This window comes from Sulfitobacter sp. EhC04, assembly GCF_001650875.1.
Taxonomy (GTDB): domain Bacteria; phylum Pseudomonadota; class Alphaproteobacteria; order Rhodobacterales; family Rhodobacteraceae; genus Sulfitobacter.
In genome coordinates this window covers 149,684-165,318 of record NZ_LXYI01000001.1, presented here as the reverse complement: position 1 = coordinate 165,318, position 15,635 = coordinate 149,684, and the positions used below count along the sequence as shown (strand labels likewise).

14 protein-coding genes are annotated in these 15,635 nt (G+C 63.9%); 4 read left to right on the top strand and 10 right to left on the bottom strand.

All coding sequences use genetic code 11. The annotated features are described in order from the left end of the window. Nucleotide 1: 1 nt before the first annotated feature. Nucleotides 2-1,084 carry a DUF1513 domain-containing protein gene (locus A8B82_RS00835; protein WP_067287067.1) on the top strand — a complete coding sequence of 361 codons (1,083 nt, stop codon included), beginning with the start codon at nucleotides 2-4 and terminating at the stop codon, nucleotides 1,082-1,084. 176 nt (nucleotides 1,085-1,260) lie between these two features. On the opposite strand, the gene A8B82_RS00830 is transcribed toward A8B82_RS00835, so the two are convergent. The 3 genes from A8B82_RS00830 to A8B82_RS00820 form a co-directional block, all read right to left on the bottom strand. Beyond that, entirely contained in the window at nucleotides 1,261-1,929 is a 669-nt protein-coding gene (locus A8B82_RS00830; protein ID WP_161489404.1) for a Hint domain-containing protein, read from the bottom strand. A 210-nt stretch (nucleotides 1,930-2,139) separates the two neighbouring features. Further along, nucleotides 2,140-2,787, bottom strand: a complete 648-nt coding sequence (locus A8B82_RS00825) for a sulfotransferase family 2 domain-containing protein (protein WP_067287065.1) — start codon at nucleotides 2,785-2,787, stop codon at nucleotides 2,140-2,142. Next, nucleotides 2,784-3,725 (bottom strand): DMT family transporter, encoded by a 942-nt coding sequence (locus A8B82_RS00820; RefSeq protein WP_201120706.1) that lies wholly within the window; start codon nucleotides 3,723-3,725, stop codon nucleotides 2,784-2,786. The genes A8B82_RS00825 and A8B82_RS00820 overlap by 4 nt, the downstream gene beginning before the upstream one ends. Nucleotides 3,726-3,813: 88 nt before the next feature. On the opposite strand from A8B82_RS00820, the gene A8B82_RS00815 reads away from it, so the two are divergent. Both A8B82_RS00815 and A8B82_RS00810 read left to right on the top strand, forming a co-directional pair. After that, nucleotides 3,814-5,442, top strand: coding sequence for an AMP-binding protein (locus A8B82_RS00815; protein ID WP_067287064.1), 1,629 nt, complete (start codon nucleotides 3,814-3,816; stop codon nucleotides 5,440-5,442). 137 nt (nucleotides 5,443-5,579) lie between these two features. After that, nucleotides 5,580-6,593: a hypothetical protein gene (locus A8B82_RS00810; RefSeq protein WP_067287061.1), complete on the top strand. Its 1,014-nt coding sequence runs from the start codon at nucleotides 5,580-5,582 to the stop codon at nucleotides 6,591-6,593. 159 nt (nucleotides 6,594-6,752) lie between these two features. On the opposite strand, the gene A8B82_RS00805 is transcribed toward A8B82_RS00810, so the two are convergent. From A8B82_RS00805 to A8B82_RS00785, 5 genes are all read right to left on the bottom strand, one after another. Next, nucleotides 6,753-8,102 carry an SPOR domain-containing protein gene (locus A8B82_RS00805; RefSeq protein WP_082899070.1) on the bottom strand — a complete coding sequence of 450 codons (1,350 nt, stop codon included), beginning with the start codon at nucleotides 8,100-8,102 and terminating at the stop codon, nucleotides 6,753-6,755. A gap of 123 nt (nucleotides 8,103-8,225) precedes the next feature. Beyond that, a complete protein-coding gene (gene upp, locus A8B82_RS00800) occupies nucleotides 8,226-8,861 on the bottom strand; it encodes a uracil phosphoribosyltransferase (protein WP_067287293.1) in 636 nt (211 codons plus the stop codon). 86 nt (nucleotides 8,862-8,947) lie between these two features. Continuing rightward, on the bottom strand, nucleotides 8,948-10,189 hold the full coding sequence (locus tag A8B82_RS00795; protein WP_067287058.1) for a phosphopentomutase: 1,242 nt from the start codon (nucleotides 10,187-10,189) through the stop codon (nucleotides 8,948-8,950). Then, nucleotides 10,189-11,493: a thymidine phosphorylase gene (locus A8B82_RS00790; RefSeq protein ID WP_067287055.1), complete on the bottom strand. Its 1,305-nt coding sequence runs from the start codon at nucleotides 11,491-11,493 to the stop codon at nucleotides 10,189-10,191. Before A8B82_RS00790 ends, A8B82_RS00795 begins: the two co-directional genes overlap by 1 nt. After that, the gene (locus A8B82_RS00785; protein WP_067287052.1) at nucleotides 11,490-11,891 is read right to left on the bottom strand and encodes a cytidine deaminase; all 402 of its coding nucleotides are present in this window, start codon (nucleotides 11,889-11,891) and stop codon (nucleotides 11,490-11,492) included. Before A8B82_RS00785 ends, A8B82_RS00790 begins: the two co-directional genes overlap by 4 nt. Nucleotides 11,892-12,103: 212 nt before the next feature. Between A8B82_RS00785 and A8B82_RS00780 the strand changes: the two genes are divergently transcribed. Next, nucleotides 12,104-14,377: an NADP-dependent malic enzyme gene (locus A8B82_RS00780; protein ID WP_067287049.1), complete on the top strand. Its 2,274-nt coding sequence runs from the start codon at nucleotides 12,104-12,106 to the stop codon at nucleotides 14,375-14,377. A gap of 123 nt (nucleotides 14,378-14,500) precedes the next feature. Here the strand turns inward: A8B82_RS00780 and A8B82_RS23390 are convergent, their stop codons facing one another. Together A8B82_RS23390 and A8B82_RS00770 are read right to left on the bottom strand one after the other, a co-directional pair. Then, nucleotides 14,501-14,611, bottom strand: coding sequence for a malic enzyme (locus A8B82_RS23390; protein ID WP_082899069.1), 111 nt, complete (start codon nucleotides 14,609-14,611; stop codon nucleotides 14,501-14,503). Nucleotides 14,612-14,742: 131 nt separating this feature from the next. Then, on the bottom strand, nucleotides 14,743-15,540 hold the full coding sequence (locus tag A8B82_RS00770; RefSeq protein WP_067287044.1) for a MipA/OmpV family protein: 798 nt from the start codon (nucleotides 15,538-15,540) through the stop codon (nucleotides 14,743-14,745). Nucleotides 15,541-15,635 lie beyond the last annotated feature (95 nt).

Below are 15,635 nucleotides of genomic sequence, written 5' to 3'. Positions count from 1 at the left end.
CATGCCCACAGCCCCCCACAGCGGACGCCGCCGGTTTCTGGGCGGGCTGATGGCCGCCGGGGTGCTGCCCTGCCCCAGTTGGGCCGATGCGGGATCGCCCGCCTATCTGGCTGCTGGCGCGCGGGCGGACGGGTCCTATCTGCTGTGCGGTATCGCGGCGGACCTGTCGGTCTTGTTCGAAATTCCCCTGCCCGCGCGCGGCCATGCCGCCGCCGCCCACCCGAGCCGACCGCAGGCCGTGGCCTTTGCCCGCAGGCCCGGCACCTTCGCGGTGGTGATCGACTGTGCCACGGGGCGGCAACAGGCCCGGCTGACCAGCCCAGAGGGCCGGCATTTCTACGGCCACGGGGCCTTTTCCAAGGGTGGGGACTGGCTGTTCACGACAGAGAACGACTTTGAGGCAGGCGAAGGGCGCATCGGCATCTGGGACGTTGCCGCAGGCTACAAACGTCTGGACGAGATCAGCAGCGGCGGGATCGGGCCGCATGACATCAAACGGTTGCCGGGGTCGGACGTCCTCGTCGTTGCAAATGGCGGCATCGACACGCACCCCGACACCGGAAGGACCAAGCTGAACATCCCCACGATGGCCCCGAACCTGAGCTATTTCGACCACGGCAAGATCGTGGAACAGGCGGCCCTGCCCCATGCCATGCACAAGAATTCAATCCGTCATCTTGCGGTCGGCCCGGCGGGCGATGTCACCTTTGGCATGCAATGGCAGGGCGAGGAACCGGTCGCGGCGCTGGTCGGCAGGCACCGGAGGGGCGGGCAGATCGCGCTGTTCGACGCCCCGCCCGAGGCTGTGCGCGAGATGCAGGGCTATGTCGGCAGTATCGCCTGTTCGCCGGACGGGGCCAGGGTTGCCGTCACCTCGCCGCGTGGCAATCGGGTGCAGTTCTATGACACCAGCACCATGGCCCTGTCGCAGGTCATATCCCTGAGCGATGTCTGCGGCGTGGCCCCGGCGGCAGGTGGCTTTACCGTGACCACCGGCACCGGGGAATTGCGCTGCCTGCGCGGGTCGGCGGAGGCAAGGGCGACTGCTGCCTTGATGTGGGACAATCACCTGATCGAGGTCTAGGCGCTGGCCGATCGGGGGGCGTTGGCAAACACAGCGCCATGTCGCAACCGGGGAGGTGCGTGGCCCCCGACACATGCAAAAGGGGCCGCGGCTCTCACCTCGCGGCCCCTGTCCTGACATGGAGATGTCTGTCTTGTCTCTCGGCGGCCCCCTCCAGGTGGGCCGCCCCGGTCAGATCAACAGGATGCGGTTGCCCTGACGGTGCAGCCGCCCGTGGCCAGCATCCGGTCTTCCATGGTCAGGCATCCGGCCAGAAACGCGGCATCGCTCAGCCCCAGAACACCATAGACGGGGTTTGTGCCGTCCAGCAGATTGTCCAGCGCCATCCGGGCCACCGGGCAATGGATCAATGCGCCGCCTTCGGCATAGATCACCTGTTCATCGGCAAAGGCGATCACGATCAGTTCCACCTTTTCCTGCGGTGCCGCACGATGAATGCCGCGCACCCCCACCAGCGCCTGCGCCGGGACAAGGGCGAAGGGGTCACCGTAGATGTCGGCGGCCGCATCGCTTTCCACCAGCACACCCTGATCGGCCAGCAGGGTCAGTTCGGCGCGGTTGTCCAGCGCCCCGGCGGGCACGATCACCGGCCATAACGCAGGGTTCGTGTCGGGCGCGTCGATCCACATCACCATACGGCGCACATCGGTGATCTGCTGCATGCCGTGGTCAAAGGTCAGGACAGAGTCGCCCACCGCCAGCGCCTCGACGGCGCGCCAGCCCAGGTTCGACGCAACCCGCGTGCCTGCCACCAATCCGTTTGTCATTGTCGCCAGACCGCCGTCATAGGCCCCCGTCATCTCGGGTGAGCGGCGGTTCATCTCTTTTGTCTTCCATCCAAACATTTCATCCATCCCCATGGTGAAGCGCCATGGCAGGGCGCCGGTGCAGTTGATGGAACCAATTGGGGTGATTCCCATGACCGGTAGGCGACCGGAAAGCGGCGGAAATCGGGCATTGTCATCTGTTTCGGCGACAATTCCGCTGAATTCGGGGGAATTAGGCGGCACAAACATGGCAATCTTGCCGGTTTGGTTAACGCGAGGCAGCGTAATTCAAAAAAACCGATAGCCGAATCGGGCAATGTCTTCTGCGCAACAGCGCGCGACGATGTCCTGCAAGTCGGGGGTATAACTGCTTTGCCAGGTTTCTGCCCGGTCCGATGTATTGACATGCGGCAGATCCAGCCGAAATCCCAGATGGTCCCACAACGGTGCCGCATCCGCCTCCAGGTGCTCCAGCCGGATGAAGGCACTGCACCGCTCGGCCCCGGTTGCATCGCGCATGTATCGCGCTGCGGACCAGCCCTGTAAGCTGGCTTGCGTGCCCGTATCGGACAGGAAGCCCGCGAAATCGGTCGACTTGGCCAGATGCACGGCGGGGTGTTCGAAGCCTTGACCGCGCAGCCAGCGGTAATAGCTGACCGTGCGGTCCCAGGGGTTGCGCACCAGCGTGAAGGTGAACATGCCCGCGATCTCCTCCGGAGTGACCAGCCCGTCGATATCCGCCAGCGTGCTGTGTTTCCACAACCGGCCCGAGGCCTGCACGCCTTTCAGACGCCGCCGCCGCTTTGCCGCCTTGGGCGTGTCGCCCAGCATGATGTCGTCTTTCATCGCGCGATCCTCAAGCGCCAGCGCCATCGAGGTGCCGCCGGTCTTGGGAATATGGACAAAGATATAGGACCGTCCCCGGCTGATGATCATACGCCCTCACCCGCTGGCGTGCGCGCCGCCGATACCGGATTGTCGGAGCGCAGGGCGATGATGCTGCCCGCGCAGGCAATCAGCGCCATGCCCGCCAGCGCCAGCGGCGGCACGGCCTGATCCCAAAGCACCCAGGCCCAGAAACTGGCAAAGACCAGAAGCGAATATTCAAAGACCGCGACATGGCCCGCTTCGCCGATCAGATAGCCGCGAAAGATCAGCGCGATTCCAATCAGCGACCCGACCGCCTGCACCGCGAACCAGAACAGCATCGCTGCGTCCAGCGGCCCCCAGTTGCGCAGGACAAAGCCCGCGTGTCCGTCGGGTGCGCCGGTGCCTGAGATCAGCACCATGCCGATCAGACCGAATACACCGAGGATTGCAAAGAACCCGGCGGTCAGGGTCAGGGTGCTTTCGCCTTCGCACCATGCGCGGGTGGCCACGGCGCCCACGGCATAGAGCAACCCGGCGAGGACCGGCGCGAATGCCACCCAATCGAGCGCGGAAGGGTCGGGCCGGATCACCAGAAGCGCCCCGGCAAATCCGATCCCGACCGCGCACCAGCGATAGGGGCCGACCCGCTTGCCCTGAAACAGGACCGAGATCAGCACGACAAACAGCGGCGAGGTGAACAACCCGGCCACCACCACCCCGATGGGCAGTACGGACAGGCAGCCAAAGTAGATCAGCATCGCGCCGCCCTGAAACAGGCTGCGCCCGATCACCGCCCAGGGCCGTTTGGGCCGCAGGCTGCCATAACCCAGGGCGAGAATGGCCCCGAGGATGGCAACCGCCATCAGGGAACGGACAAAGTGGAACTGCCAGAGCGAGCCACGCTCGGAGATATAGGGGACGAAATTATCCGTCAGACCCAATGTCGCCATGCCGCCCAACACCGAAACTGCCGCCAAACCCGGCCTGATACTCTGGATGCTCACCCGATACCCCTTTTTTTTCACCTTTCCAAAGTCGCCCCCTCACCGCAATACTCTATCCGCCGGGCAATGCCACGCAGGGAGGATGCAAATGGGTTGGATGCAGGATGAAACGGGGCTGGAAAAATGCCCTGCCAATTACGTGCCGTTGACGCCGCTGTCGCATCTGCAACGCGCGGCGCATGTTTTTGCGGGCCGCACAGCAGTAATCTATGGCGACCACCGGGTGACCTATGCGCAGTATCACGCGCGTTGCACGCGTCTGGCGTCGGCCCTTGCCGCGCAGGGGATTCTCCCCGGCGACGTGGTGGCGACCCTGTTGCCCAATACCCCGGCCCAGGCAGAGGCGCATTTTGGCGTGCCGGCCTGCGGGGCGGTGCTGAACACGATCAACACGCGGCTCGATGTGGGCACGGTAAGCTATATCCTGGAGCATGGCGGCGCAAAGCTGGCGCTGGTGGATACCGAGTTTGTGCCCTTGGTGGAGGCCGCGCGGGAGCGGTTGCCGGACGAAGCTCTGCAAATTGTCGAGGTCACGGACGAGGCCGCAGGCCATCCCGCAACGGGGCGGCATCCAACCTACGAGGATTTCCTGGCCCGGGGTGACACTGATTTTGCCTGGCACATGCCGCAGGATGAATGGGAAAGCCTGGCGCTGAACTATACCTCCGGCACCACGGGGCGGCCCAAGGGGGTCGTCTATCATCACCGGGGGGCCTATCTGATGACCATGGGCACGGTGATTTCCTGGCGCATGGTGCTGCATCCGATCTACATGCAGATCGTGCCCCTGTTTCACTGCAACGGCTGGAACCACACCTGGATGATGCCGCTGATCGGGGGCACGCTGGTCTGTAGTCGCGACATCACGGCCAAGGCCATATACGACGCCATCGCGGACGAGGGCGTGACCCATTTCGGCGGCGCGCCCATCGTTTTGAACATGATGGTCAATGCGACGGCGCAGGACCGCCGCGACTTTGACCACACGGTCGAGGTCTTTACCGCCGGGGCCCCGCCCGCCCCCGCAACGCTGTCAAAGATCGAGAAGCTGGGGTTCAACGTCACCCAAGTCTACGGGCTGACCGAAACCTATGGCCATGTGACCGAATGCCTGTGGCGCGCCGAGGATTGGGAAGACCTGGATCAATCCGCCCGTGCTGCGATCAAGGCCCGGCAGGGGGTCGCCATGCCGATGATGGATCATATTACGGTGACGGACAGCCGGATGGCCGAAATCGCAAAGGATGGCAGCACCCAGGGCGAGATCATGATTCGGGGCAATTCGGTGATGAAAGGATACCTGAAAAACCCGCAGGCCACGCAGGAGGCATTTGCAGGCGGCTATTTTCATTCCGGTGACCTGGCCGTGCAGCACGATGACGGTTACATCCAGATCGCGGACCGCGCCAAGGACATCATCATCTCGGGTGGGGAAAACATCTCAAGCGTCGAGGTCGAAGGCGTGCTGATGGGACACCCGGACGTGAACCTTGCCGCCGTGGTGGCACAGCCGCATGAGAAATGGGGCGAGGTGCCCTGCGCCTTTGTGGAACTGAAACCGGGTGCGGTGGAGGATGCCGAAGCGCTGATCGCCTTTGCCCGCGAGACTCTGGCCGGGTTCAAGACCCCGAAACGGGTCGTGTTTCAGGAACTGCCAAAGACATCGACCGGCAAGATTCAGAAGTATGAACTGCGCAAGGCCGCCGCTGAACTTTGACCCGCTTTCGGCCGGGATGCCGCGGCTGCCTGCGTGACGATCGGGGTGTGCGCCGGAACGGGAATGCCCCTGGCCCATTGCCGCCGCCACCTTCGGTGTTAAACTAGGCAAAAAACAAGAGGCAGACCAGCAACTCCATGACCGCGCTCACCAAATACGCCCGGCTAGAGGCCACAGCCTTGTGGCGCGCCACGCCCGAGGCGCAGCGGCAGGAGGTGATCGTGTCGATAGGTGATGCGACGCTGGTGATCTCCAACCTGAACGACCGGCCCCTGACCCATTGGTCCCTTGCAGCGGTGGAACGGGCCAACCCGAACGAGACACCAGCGATCTATCACCCGGATGGTGACCCCGGCGAGACCGTGGAGATACCGGACAACGAAACCGAGATGATCGAGGCGATCGAGACCCTGCGTCGTGCGATCAGCCGCGCACGCCCCAGGCCGGGACGCCTGCGGCTGGTGGGGATGGTTGCGTCCTTCGTTGTGGTTGCAGCACTTGTCCTGTTCTGGCTGCCCGGTGCCATGCAGGATCACACCCTGCGCGTGGTGCCGGGTGTGAAACGCACGCAGATCGGCCTTGCCCTGCTCAGCCGGATTGAACGCGTGTCAGGGCCTGCCTGCACAGAGACCGCAGGACGCGCAGCGCTTTCGCTTTTGGCCAACCGGCTGTCGGCGGGCAAACTGGCGGTGCTGCCGGATATGACCCGCGCCAGCCTGCACCTGCCCGGTGGTTTGATCCTGCTGGATCGGTCGGTGATAGAGGACTTCGAAGAGCCGGATGTCGCTGCGGGTTTTGTTCTCACGGAAATGGCCCGTCGGACGGACAGCGACCCGCTGCGCGACCTGCTGCGGGACGTGGGCCTGCGCGAGAATTTTCGTCTGCTGACAACCGGCGACGTCGCGCCAGAGGCGCTGGACCGTTATGCCGAACATCTGTTGGCCAATCCCACTGCGCCGGTTGCCCTGACAGCGCAACTGAAGCTCTTTGCCGACGCCAAGGTGCGCAGTACGCCCTATGCCTATGCCCGTGACATCAGCGGGGAAACAACCCTGCCCCTGATCGAGGGCGACCCGATGGCCGGAAAACTGACCGCCCCGCTGATGTCCGACGCCAACTGGCTGCGGTTGCAGAGCATTTGCGGCGGCTGACGCAGGGCCCCTGCTGCCCGTCCTGCCCTGCCTCCAGATCACCGATCCTGATGGCTGAATTCGGATTTCACCCCTGCCCGCCGGACACCCTTTGGGCAAAAGAAATGGCCAGCCGGATATCCTCCGACTGGCCAGGACAAGCTGCTGGGCAGATGCCGCTTATTTGCGCGCAAAGGCGTCGCTGTACCCGGCACCCCGCAGGCGGCGCATGGCGTTCTGGATCGCCCGCGCCGAGTTGAACGGCCCGGCCTGCACTGTCATGTAAGTCTTGCCGTTCTTGCTGTGTTTGCCGATGCGGGCCGCCATGCCCATACGGGCAATGTTCTGGGCAGCCTTCCGGGCGTTCGCTGGATTGCCATAAGTCCCGATCTGCACATACCGCGTGCCGACCAATGCCCGTGACGGTGTCGCGGTGGCCGCCTGCGGCTGCGCCACCTTTGGCGCGGAGCGCGAGGAATAGACCGGCTGGCGCTTTACGGCGTTGCGTCCGCTTGACGCATGATTGCGGATGATCCGCTTGGTCAGCTGGCCGTTACGCTGCACGATGGTCACTTCGCCCAGTTCACGGCGCTGCGTCACGATATCGAGATAGGGATAGACCAGCGGCACGGAGGCTGTCACATCCCGCCCGGTGCTTTGGTTGATCAGGCGGCGCGGGACGGTCTGTGTCCAGATCAACAACATGTCGCTGCGCCCGGCAAGGTTCTGCTCCGCGCGGCGCGGATTCAGGCGATCATCGTCCCAGACAGGCTTGTAGCCCTGCGGCACACGCACGTTGTTGACGGTGTTGATGCGGTTCTGTGCCACATGTTTGGGCACGATACGTGTATGCGCCGTGACGTCGTCAGCCGCTGTTGATGCATAGCCGCGCGTCCCGCCGGCGGCATATCCCGATGCCACGATCGGTTCTGCCTGAGGCCCGCAACGCACCGGCGTGCCGGCTGAGCCGCGCAGGTATTGCTGCGACAGGGGCGATGCCCCCCGGCAGGCCGTGGCGGCCTGCGCGCTGCGCCGCACCTGGGGCGCAGGTGCAGGAACCGGTGCGGCGACAACGACCGGTGCCGGGACGATCCTTGGCTGTGGCTTGGGGGCGGGTGCGGTCTGGCGCACAACAACAGGGGCCGGTTGGCGTTTGGGCTTGGGGGCTATCGCCACCTTGCGTGGCGCAGGAGCCGGGGCCGCCGCTGGCGCATTGTTGAGCGTGATCTGAACAGGCGCCTCTGCCGGTTTCGCCGGAGCTGCCGCCGATGCGACCTGACCTGACAGGCTGGGCTTGAACCCGCAGATCGTCTTGCGGGACCGGGTCACACGCGGAATCCAGGATACGTTGCCGTCAATACCGGCACGAATGAACACGCAGCCCTGACTGTCGACGTATTGCTTGCCCTTGTAGGACGCAGGCGGAAACTCCGCCGGTTGCTGTTCCTGAATCTGGGCGTCGACCTGAAGGGCCGCCATTCCGCCGGAGGCCGCGATAATGGCAATGGCAATCAGTCTTGTAAGCTTCATCTCGTGCCCCCACACAATCCGAATGAAAATTTATCGGTCGAGGATGCCCCAGCCTGTCCGCAGTGTCCAGCGCGCAAGCCACTTTGTCCACCTTTTCCAGGACGGGAATTGACCTACTTCGACCTACTTCGTGCCGAACATCCGGTCTCCGGCATCGCCCAGCCCTGGCACGATGTATCCCACGTCGTTCAGCGCCTCGTCCACGGCTGCCGTGACGATGGGCACATCCGGATGGGCCTGTCGCATCCGCGCGATTCCCTCGGGCGCGGCCAGAAGGCACAGAAAGCGGATGTTGGTGGCACCTGCCTGTTTCAACAGGTCGATCGCCGCAGCCGAGGAATTGCCGGTGGCCAGCATCGGATCAACCGCGATCACCAGACGGTCGTCCAGCCCTTCAGGCACCTTGAAATAATACTGCACGGGTTGCAGGGTTTCCTCGTCCCGGTACAACCCGACAAACCCGACCCGCGCCGAGGGGATCAGCTCAAGCACACCGTCCAGCAGCCCATTGCCCGCCCGCAGGATGGAGATCAGCGCCAGTTTCTTGCCGTCAAGCGTGGGCGCGTCCATCTCTTGCATGGGCGTGTTGATCTTCTTGGTGGTCATCGGCAATCCGCGTGTGACCTCATAGGCCAGCAACTGGCTGATCTCGCGCAAAAGTTGCCGGAACACCGCCGTCGGCGTGTCGCGGTCGCGCATGATGGTCAGCTTGTGCTGAACCAGCGGATGGTTCACCACGGTCAGATGGTCGTCGGTCATTGAGGGCATGGGCAGCGCTTTCCTTTTGCTCCGTTGTCGCGCGAAACCGAAGATTTCGCAAGCAGCGCCCCCTTCTCTTTTTGGCCTTAAATATACCCGGGGGGATCGGCTTTGCCGATGGGGGCAGCGCCCCCGCCGCCCTGTCCGCCCACTTGAACGCCCAGATGGCGCGCCACCAGTGCCGCGACATCCTGAAAACCGATCAGCCCCAGCGGCCCCGTGTTGTCACCTGCCACCAGCACAGGCACGCGCTCGCGGGTGTGGTCGGTGCCGGTCCAGGTCGGGTCATTGCCGTGATCGGCGGTCAGCACCATGATGTCGCCGGGTTGCAGCCGCCCCAGCAACTTGCCGATCTCGGCATCGAACCACTCCAGGTGCCGCGCATATCCCGCAACGTCACGGCGGTGGCCATAAAGACTGTCGAACTCCACGAAGTTGGCGAATGTCAGGCTGCCCTGCTCTGCCTCATCCATCAGGTCGCCCAGGTGGCGCATCAGCTGGGCATCGGTGCCCTTGCGGACCTCGTCGATGCCCTGCATTGAAAAGATGTCGCCAATCTTGCCCACCGCATAGACCTTTTGCCCGGCGTCCTGCACCCAGTTGGTCAGAACCGGTGCAGGCGGCGTGATGGCAAAATCGCGGCGGTTTGCGGTGCGGGTGAAGCCGTCATCCGCTTTGCCGGTAAAGGGCCGGGCGATCACCCTGCCCACCTTCATCCCATGCAGGCGCGGCGCGATGGCCTCGCAAAGTGCCAGCAGGCGGTCGAGCCCGAATGTTTCCTCATGCGCGGCCACCTGGAACACGGAATCGGCCGAGGTATAGCAGATCGGCCAGCCGGTCTCGCAATGCCGCGCGCCCAGGTCCGCGATGATCGTGGTGCCCGAGGCATGGCAGTTGCCGAGAATACCTGTCGTCCCTGCGGTCTCTGCTACGAAAGCAGACAGGTCTGCGGGGAAGGCGGGGCGTTTGTCCGGGAAATAATGCCAGTCCCAGGGCACCGGCAGACCGGCCAACTCCCAATGGCCCGACGGGGTGTCCTTGCCCCGCGAGACCTCTGTCGCCGCGCCCCAGGTGCCACCGCTCACGGTCGGCGGTGCCGGCTCACCCGCAGCCAGCGCCATCGCCTCGGCAAGGCCCAGCGCCATCAGGTTGGGCAGTTTCAGCGGGCCGGTGCGCCCACCCTCCGCTTTACCCCGCGCGCAGGCCCGCATGATATGGCCCAGCGTATTGGCGCCAGTGTCGGGCACATCGCCGTTGAAATAGCTCTCCGCATCCGGCGCGCCGCCGATCCCGACAGAATCCATTACCACCAGAAAGGCGCGCGGCATCAGCCGACCCTTTCGATGATCAGGTCGGGCAGTTTGGGCCGCGAAGGCCCCAGCGTGATCGCGCCGACAACCGCCGCCGCCGCCCGGTCAGCCTGATCAGAGCGGGTTGCATGCACAACGGCAAGGGTCTGACCCTTGCTGATCTTTGTGCCCAGCCGCACCACCTCTGACAGGCCCACGGCGGGGTTGACGTGATCGCTTTCCACCTCGCGGCCGCCGCCAAGGTGCACCACGGCAAGGCCCAGCGCCTCGCCATCAATGGCGCGCACGTAGCCGCCTGAAGGGGCCTTGACCTCGCGGATGACGCTGGCCTCCGGCAGGAAGCGCTGCCAGGTCTCGACAAATCCAACCGGCCCGCCCATTGCGCCGATCATCCTGCCAAAACGTTCGGCGGCACCACCGTTGCGGATCGCCTTGGCAATGGCATCGGCACCGTCCTGCACATCGGCAACCAAGCCGCTGTTGGCCAGCAACACGCCACCCAGCGCTGCCGCCACATCCACGATGGGGCCACGACCCGTGCCGGTCAGCACCCGCATCACCTCTGCCACCTCAAGCGCATTGCCCAGGCTGGGTACCAGCGGCTGGCTCATGTCGCTGATCACAGCCGTGGTCCGGCATTTCGCGGCATTCGCCGTTTTGGTCAGCGCCTCTGCCAATGCCTGCGCTGCGGCAAGGTCCTTCATGAAGGCACCGCTGCCGACCTTGACGTCCAGAACCAGCCCGTCGACCCCGGCGGCCAGTTTCTTGGACAGGATGGAGGCGGTGATCAGGTCCAGCGATTCCACCGTGGCCGAGACATCGCGCACCGCATAAAGACGTTTGTCTGCTGGCGCGATATCCGCTGTCGCCCCGACAATGGCGCAGCCGGCCTGTGCCACGATCTGCCGGAACCGCTGTTCATCCGGCTGGGTGCCGACCCCGGGTATCGCCTCCAGCTTGTCAAGCGTACCGCCGGTATGCCCCAGCCCGCGCCCCGAGATCATCGGCACATAGGCCCCGCAGGCCGCCAGCGCCGGGGCCAGTATCAGCGACACGCAATCCCCCACACCCCCCGTCGAGTGTTTGTCGAGCACCGGTCCACCCAGATCCCAGGACAGCACCCGGCCGGAATCGCGCATCGCAAGGGTCAGCGCCACCCTTCCCACATCCGATAGCCCGTTGAGACAGATCGCCATGGCAAAGGCCCCGGCCTGCGCATCGCTGACCTGCCCATCGGCGAGCCCTTGCGCAAACCATCCCAATTCTTCCCGCGTGGGGGTCTGGCGCTGTCTCAGCTTTGCCAGGATGGCGCGGGCATTCATCCCTGCCCCTCCATATAGGCGGCGGTGAAATTGCCCGGCAGCAGGTCGGCAATCGTGGTGGCCTGTTCGGCACCGGCAAGCGTGGCCATGGTGACGGGCACCGCACCGGCCCCGAATTCCGCCAGTTTCTGACGGCACCCGCCGCAGGGTGTGACCGGCATCGGGCTGTCGGCCACCACATATGCCTCTTTCAGCACGGTCTCTCCGGCGGCAACCATGGCGGCAATCGCCCCTGCCTCGGCGCAGGTGCCTTCGGGATAGGCGACGTTCTCCACGTTGCAGCCGACGTAGATCGCGCCGGATGTGCTGCGCAGGGCCGCCCCGACCTTGAACCCCGAATAAGGCGCATGCGCATTCTCGCGCACCTCGACCGCTGCCTGTCGCAAATCTGAACTCATGATCACCCCCTGTCGCGCACTATATAAAAACCCTCGCAGAAAGTATCAAAGGACAAAACCCCTGATCCCGCCCGTCATCCCGCACAGCCGTTTCGGTGGACAAAACACCCCGTTGCAATGCCCCTTTGCCAAACCAACAGGCATATGACATTCTGGCCCATGCAAACCAGATAGTTTAGCGTTAAACAAAATTCCAGCAGGAGCACCCGCGCATGTCCGACACCTCCAACCAGCGACAAGCCGCGCTTGACTATCATGCCCTTCCAAAGCCCGGAAAGCTTGAGATCAGAGCGACCAAACCGCTGGCAAACGGGCGTGACCTGTCGCGGGCCTATTCGCCCGGCGTGGCAGAGGCATGTCTTGAAATAAAGGCCGATCCCGCCACCGCAGCGCTCTATACCGCGCGCGCCAATCTGGTGGCGGTCGTGACCAACGGGACGGCTGTGCTGGGGTTGGGCAACATCGGTGCGCTGGCGTCAAAGCCGGTGATGGAGGGCAAGGCGGTCCTGTTCAAGAAATTCGCGAATATCGACTGTTTCGACATCGAACTGGATCAGAGCGACCCCGAAAAGCTGGCCGATATCGTCTGCGCGCTGGAGCCTTCCTTTGGCGCGATCAACCTCGAAGACATCAAGGCACCGGATTGCTTTACCGTTGAACGGTTGTGCCGGGAACGGATGAACATCCCGGTTTTCCACGACGACCAGCATGGCACGGCCATCGTCGTCGGCGCGGCGGCCAAGAACGCGCTGCACGTCGCGGGCAAGAAATTCGAAGACATCAAGATCGTGTCAACCGGCGGCGGTGCTGCGGGCATTGCCTGCCTCAACATGCTGCTGAAACTGGGGGTGAAACGCGAAAACGTCTGGCTCTGTGACATTCACGGTCTGGTCCACAAGGGCCGTGAAGTGGACATGAACCCGATCAAGTCCGAATACGCGCAGGATACGGAGCTGCGCACGCTGGATGACGTGATACCGGATGCCGACATGTTCCTGGGGCTGTCCGGCCCCGGCGTGCTGACCCCGGAAATGGTGGCCAAGATGGCCAGCCGTCCGATCATCTTTGCCCTTGCGAACCCGACACCGGAGATTCTGCCCGACGCCGCCCGCGCGGTGGCACCCGATGCAATCATTGCGACCGGGCGCTCTGATTTTCCCAATCAGGTCAACAACGTGTTGTGCTTTCCCTTCATTTTCCGGGGGGCGCTGGATGTCGGGGCAAGCACCATCAACGACGCAATGCAGCTGGCCTGTATCGACGGGATCGCGGCCCTTGCCCGCGCCACCACCAGCGCGGAAGCCGCTGCCGCCTATCAGGGTGAGCAGATGACATTCGGCCCGGAATACCTGATTCCCAAACCCTTTGACCCCCGCCTGATCGGCGTTGTCTCATCCGCCGTGGCGCGCGCCGCGATGGAAACCGGCGTCGCGGCGCGCCCCATCGAGGATCTGGAGGCCTACAAGCGCAAGCTGGACGGGTCGGTGTTCAAATCCGCCCTGTTGATGCGCCCGGTGTTCGAGGCCGCCCGCGTATCGCCCCGCCGTCTCGTCTTTGCCGAGGGCGAGGACGAGCGGGTGTTGCGTGCTGCGCAGGCGATCATCGAAGAGACGGTGGAAACGCCCATCCTGATCGGACGGCCGGATGTGATCGAGAAACGCATCGAACAGGCCGGGCTGAACCTGCGGCTGGGCGATAATGTCGATCTGGTGAACCCTGAAAACGATCCGCGCTATCGCGACTACTGGGAGACCTATCACAACCTGATGGCGCGGCGGGGGGTATCGCCCGACATCGCCCGTGCCGTCATGCGCACCAACACAACCGCCATCGGTGCCGTCATGGTCCATCGCGGCGAAGCCGACAGCCTGATTTGCGGCACCTTTGGCGAGTTCCGCTGGCACCTGAATTACGTCGAACAGGTCCTGGGCCGCGACGGGCTGCGCCCGCATGGGGCGCTCAGCATGATGATCCTTGAAGACGGGCCACTGTTCATCGCAGACACCCATGTCCACCTGCACCCCAACCCCGAACAGATCGTCGAGGTCGCGCGGGGTGCGGCGCGGCATGTGCGCCGCTTCGGGATCGAGCCCAAGATCGCCTTCTGCTCACAATCGCAGTTCGGCAATCAGGGCGAGGGCACAGGCGGGCGGCTGCGTGCTGCCATCGGGATACTGGACGCGGCAGGAGATGATTTCTGCTATGAGGGCGAGATGAACATCGACACGGCGCTGGACCCGGACCTGCGTGCGCGCCTGTTGCCCACCAACCGGATGAAAGGGGCCGCAAACGTCCTGATCTTTGCCCATGCCGATGCCGCTTCGGGCGTGCGCAACATCCTGAAAATGAAGGGCGGCGGGCTGGAGGTCGGGCCGATCCTGATGGGGATGGGCAACCGCGCGCATATCGTATCGCCGTCGATCACCCCGCGCGGATTGCTGAACGTGGGGGCCATCGCGGGCACGCCGGTGACCCATTACGGATAGGCCGCAAGCCCGGCGCGACGCGCCGATTTTTTGGAAAAAATCGGGCCGGAATTTTCCAAAATTCCGCGCCCTTTCATCGCAAGGGGCCGCCCCTATGGCGGCGCGGCCCCGGCGCAGTCTTTGTTACTTGCGCGGCGTTGCCGGTTTGATATCTGCCACGGTCGCGGCGGCCTTTGGTGCCGGTTTGGCAGCTTTGAGGGATTTTTTCTTCTTGTTGGCGATCTTGTCACCCATTGTCGTGAACCTTGTCATGACGCGGGTCCGGCGGGATGCCGACCCTGTTGGCATCTTTGTCAAATGCAAGATGCCGGGCTGTCGCATATTCGACAACCCGGCATAATTGCGACATCAATCTGGAAGGGGGTTCAGAAGCGCCAGTCGAACACGCGGCTGACCCCGAACCGGACGGTCCACTGATCTTCGGACCCTGTTGCCGTGATCGGGCTGTCGGCGGCAGAGTTCTGCAACCGTTCATAGGCCACCGCACCCTCCAGCGCCCAACGGTCGTCCAGCGCATAGATCGCTTCGACGGTGACACCGGCACCCAGCACGCCGCCATCGGCGGCGAAGGGCGCAAAGGCGGATGTTCCCGACTGGGCCGGGGTCACGCCGAAATAGGTCTGGGCGTATTCGGTGTTGCCCATGTTGATGCGCGGGCCGGCCAGGATGGTTAGCCGGTCACTGGGCCGAAAGATCAGATCGCCGCCCAATGCGCCGGTGACACCGTGGTGTCCGCCAAAGCCCTGGCGCACTTCACCAAATACCTGCCAGTTGGTTTCGCGGTAGATCAGTCCCAAACCCAGTTCAACCGCCGCGTCGATGTCGCCCATGCCGGCAAGCTCGGGGTTGTCTGCCACGTCGCGCGAGCCGATGTATTTGAACGCGCCACGCAGGGCAAAGCCGTTGTCCGGGATGGCCCGCACGCCATTGCCCATATCGACCCCGCCCCATTTCAACGCCCCAAAGGTGAAACCGAAGTCGGGCCCGGCGGTAAAATCATCCGCACCGGGATAGGACGGTGCCGCCGAAACCCCGCCGCGCAGGGCAAAGTTGAAGGACCGTTCCTGTGCCGTCGCAGGCAGGGCAATCAGGGTAGAGGCCGCAAGGCCGAAGGCAAGCATCGAGGTGCGCATGAAAATCATCTCCGTCAATAGAAGCAACATTTACTCGTCACAGGACCTAGCACGCGGGCCGGGAAAGAACAGCCGCAATCCGGTCACATAGGTGTAAACTCATGCGCTGCACCGGGACGGATACA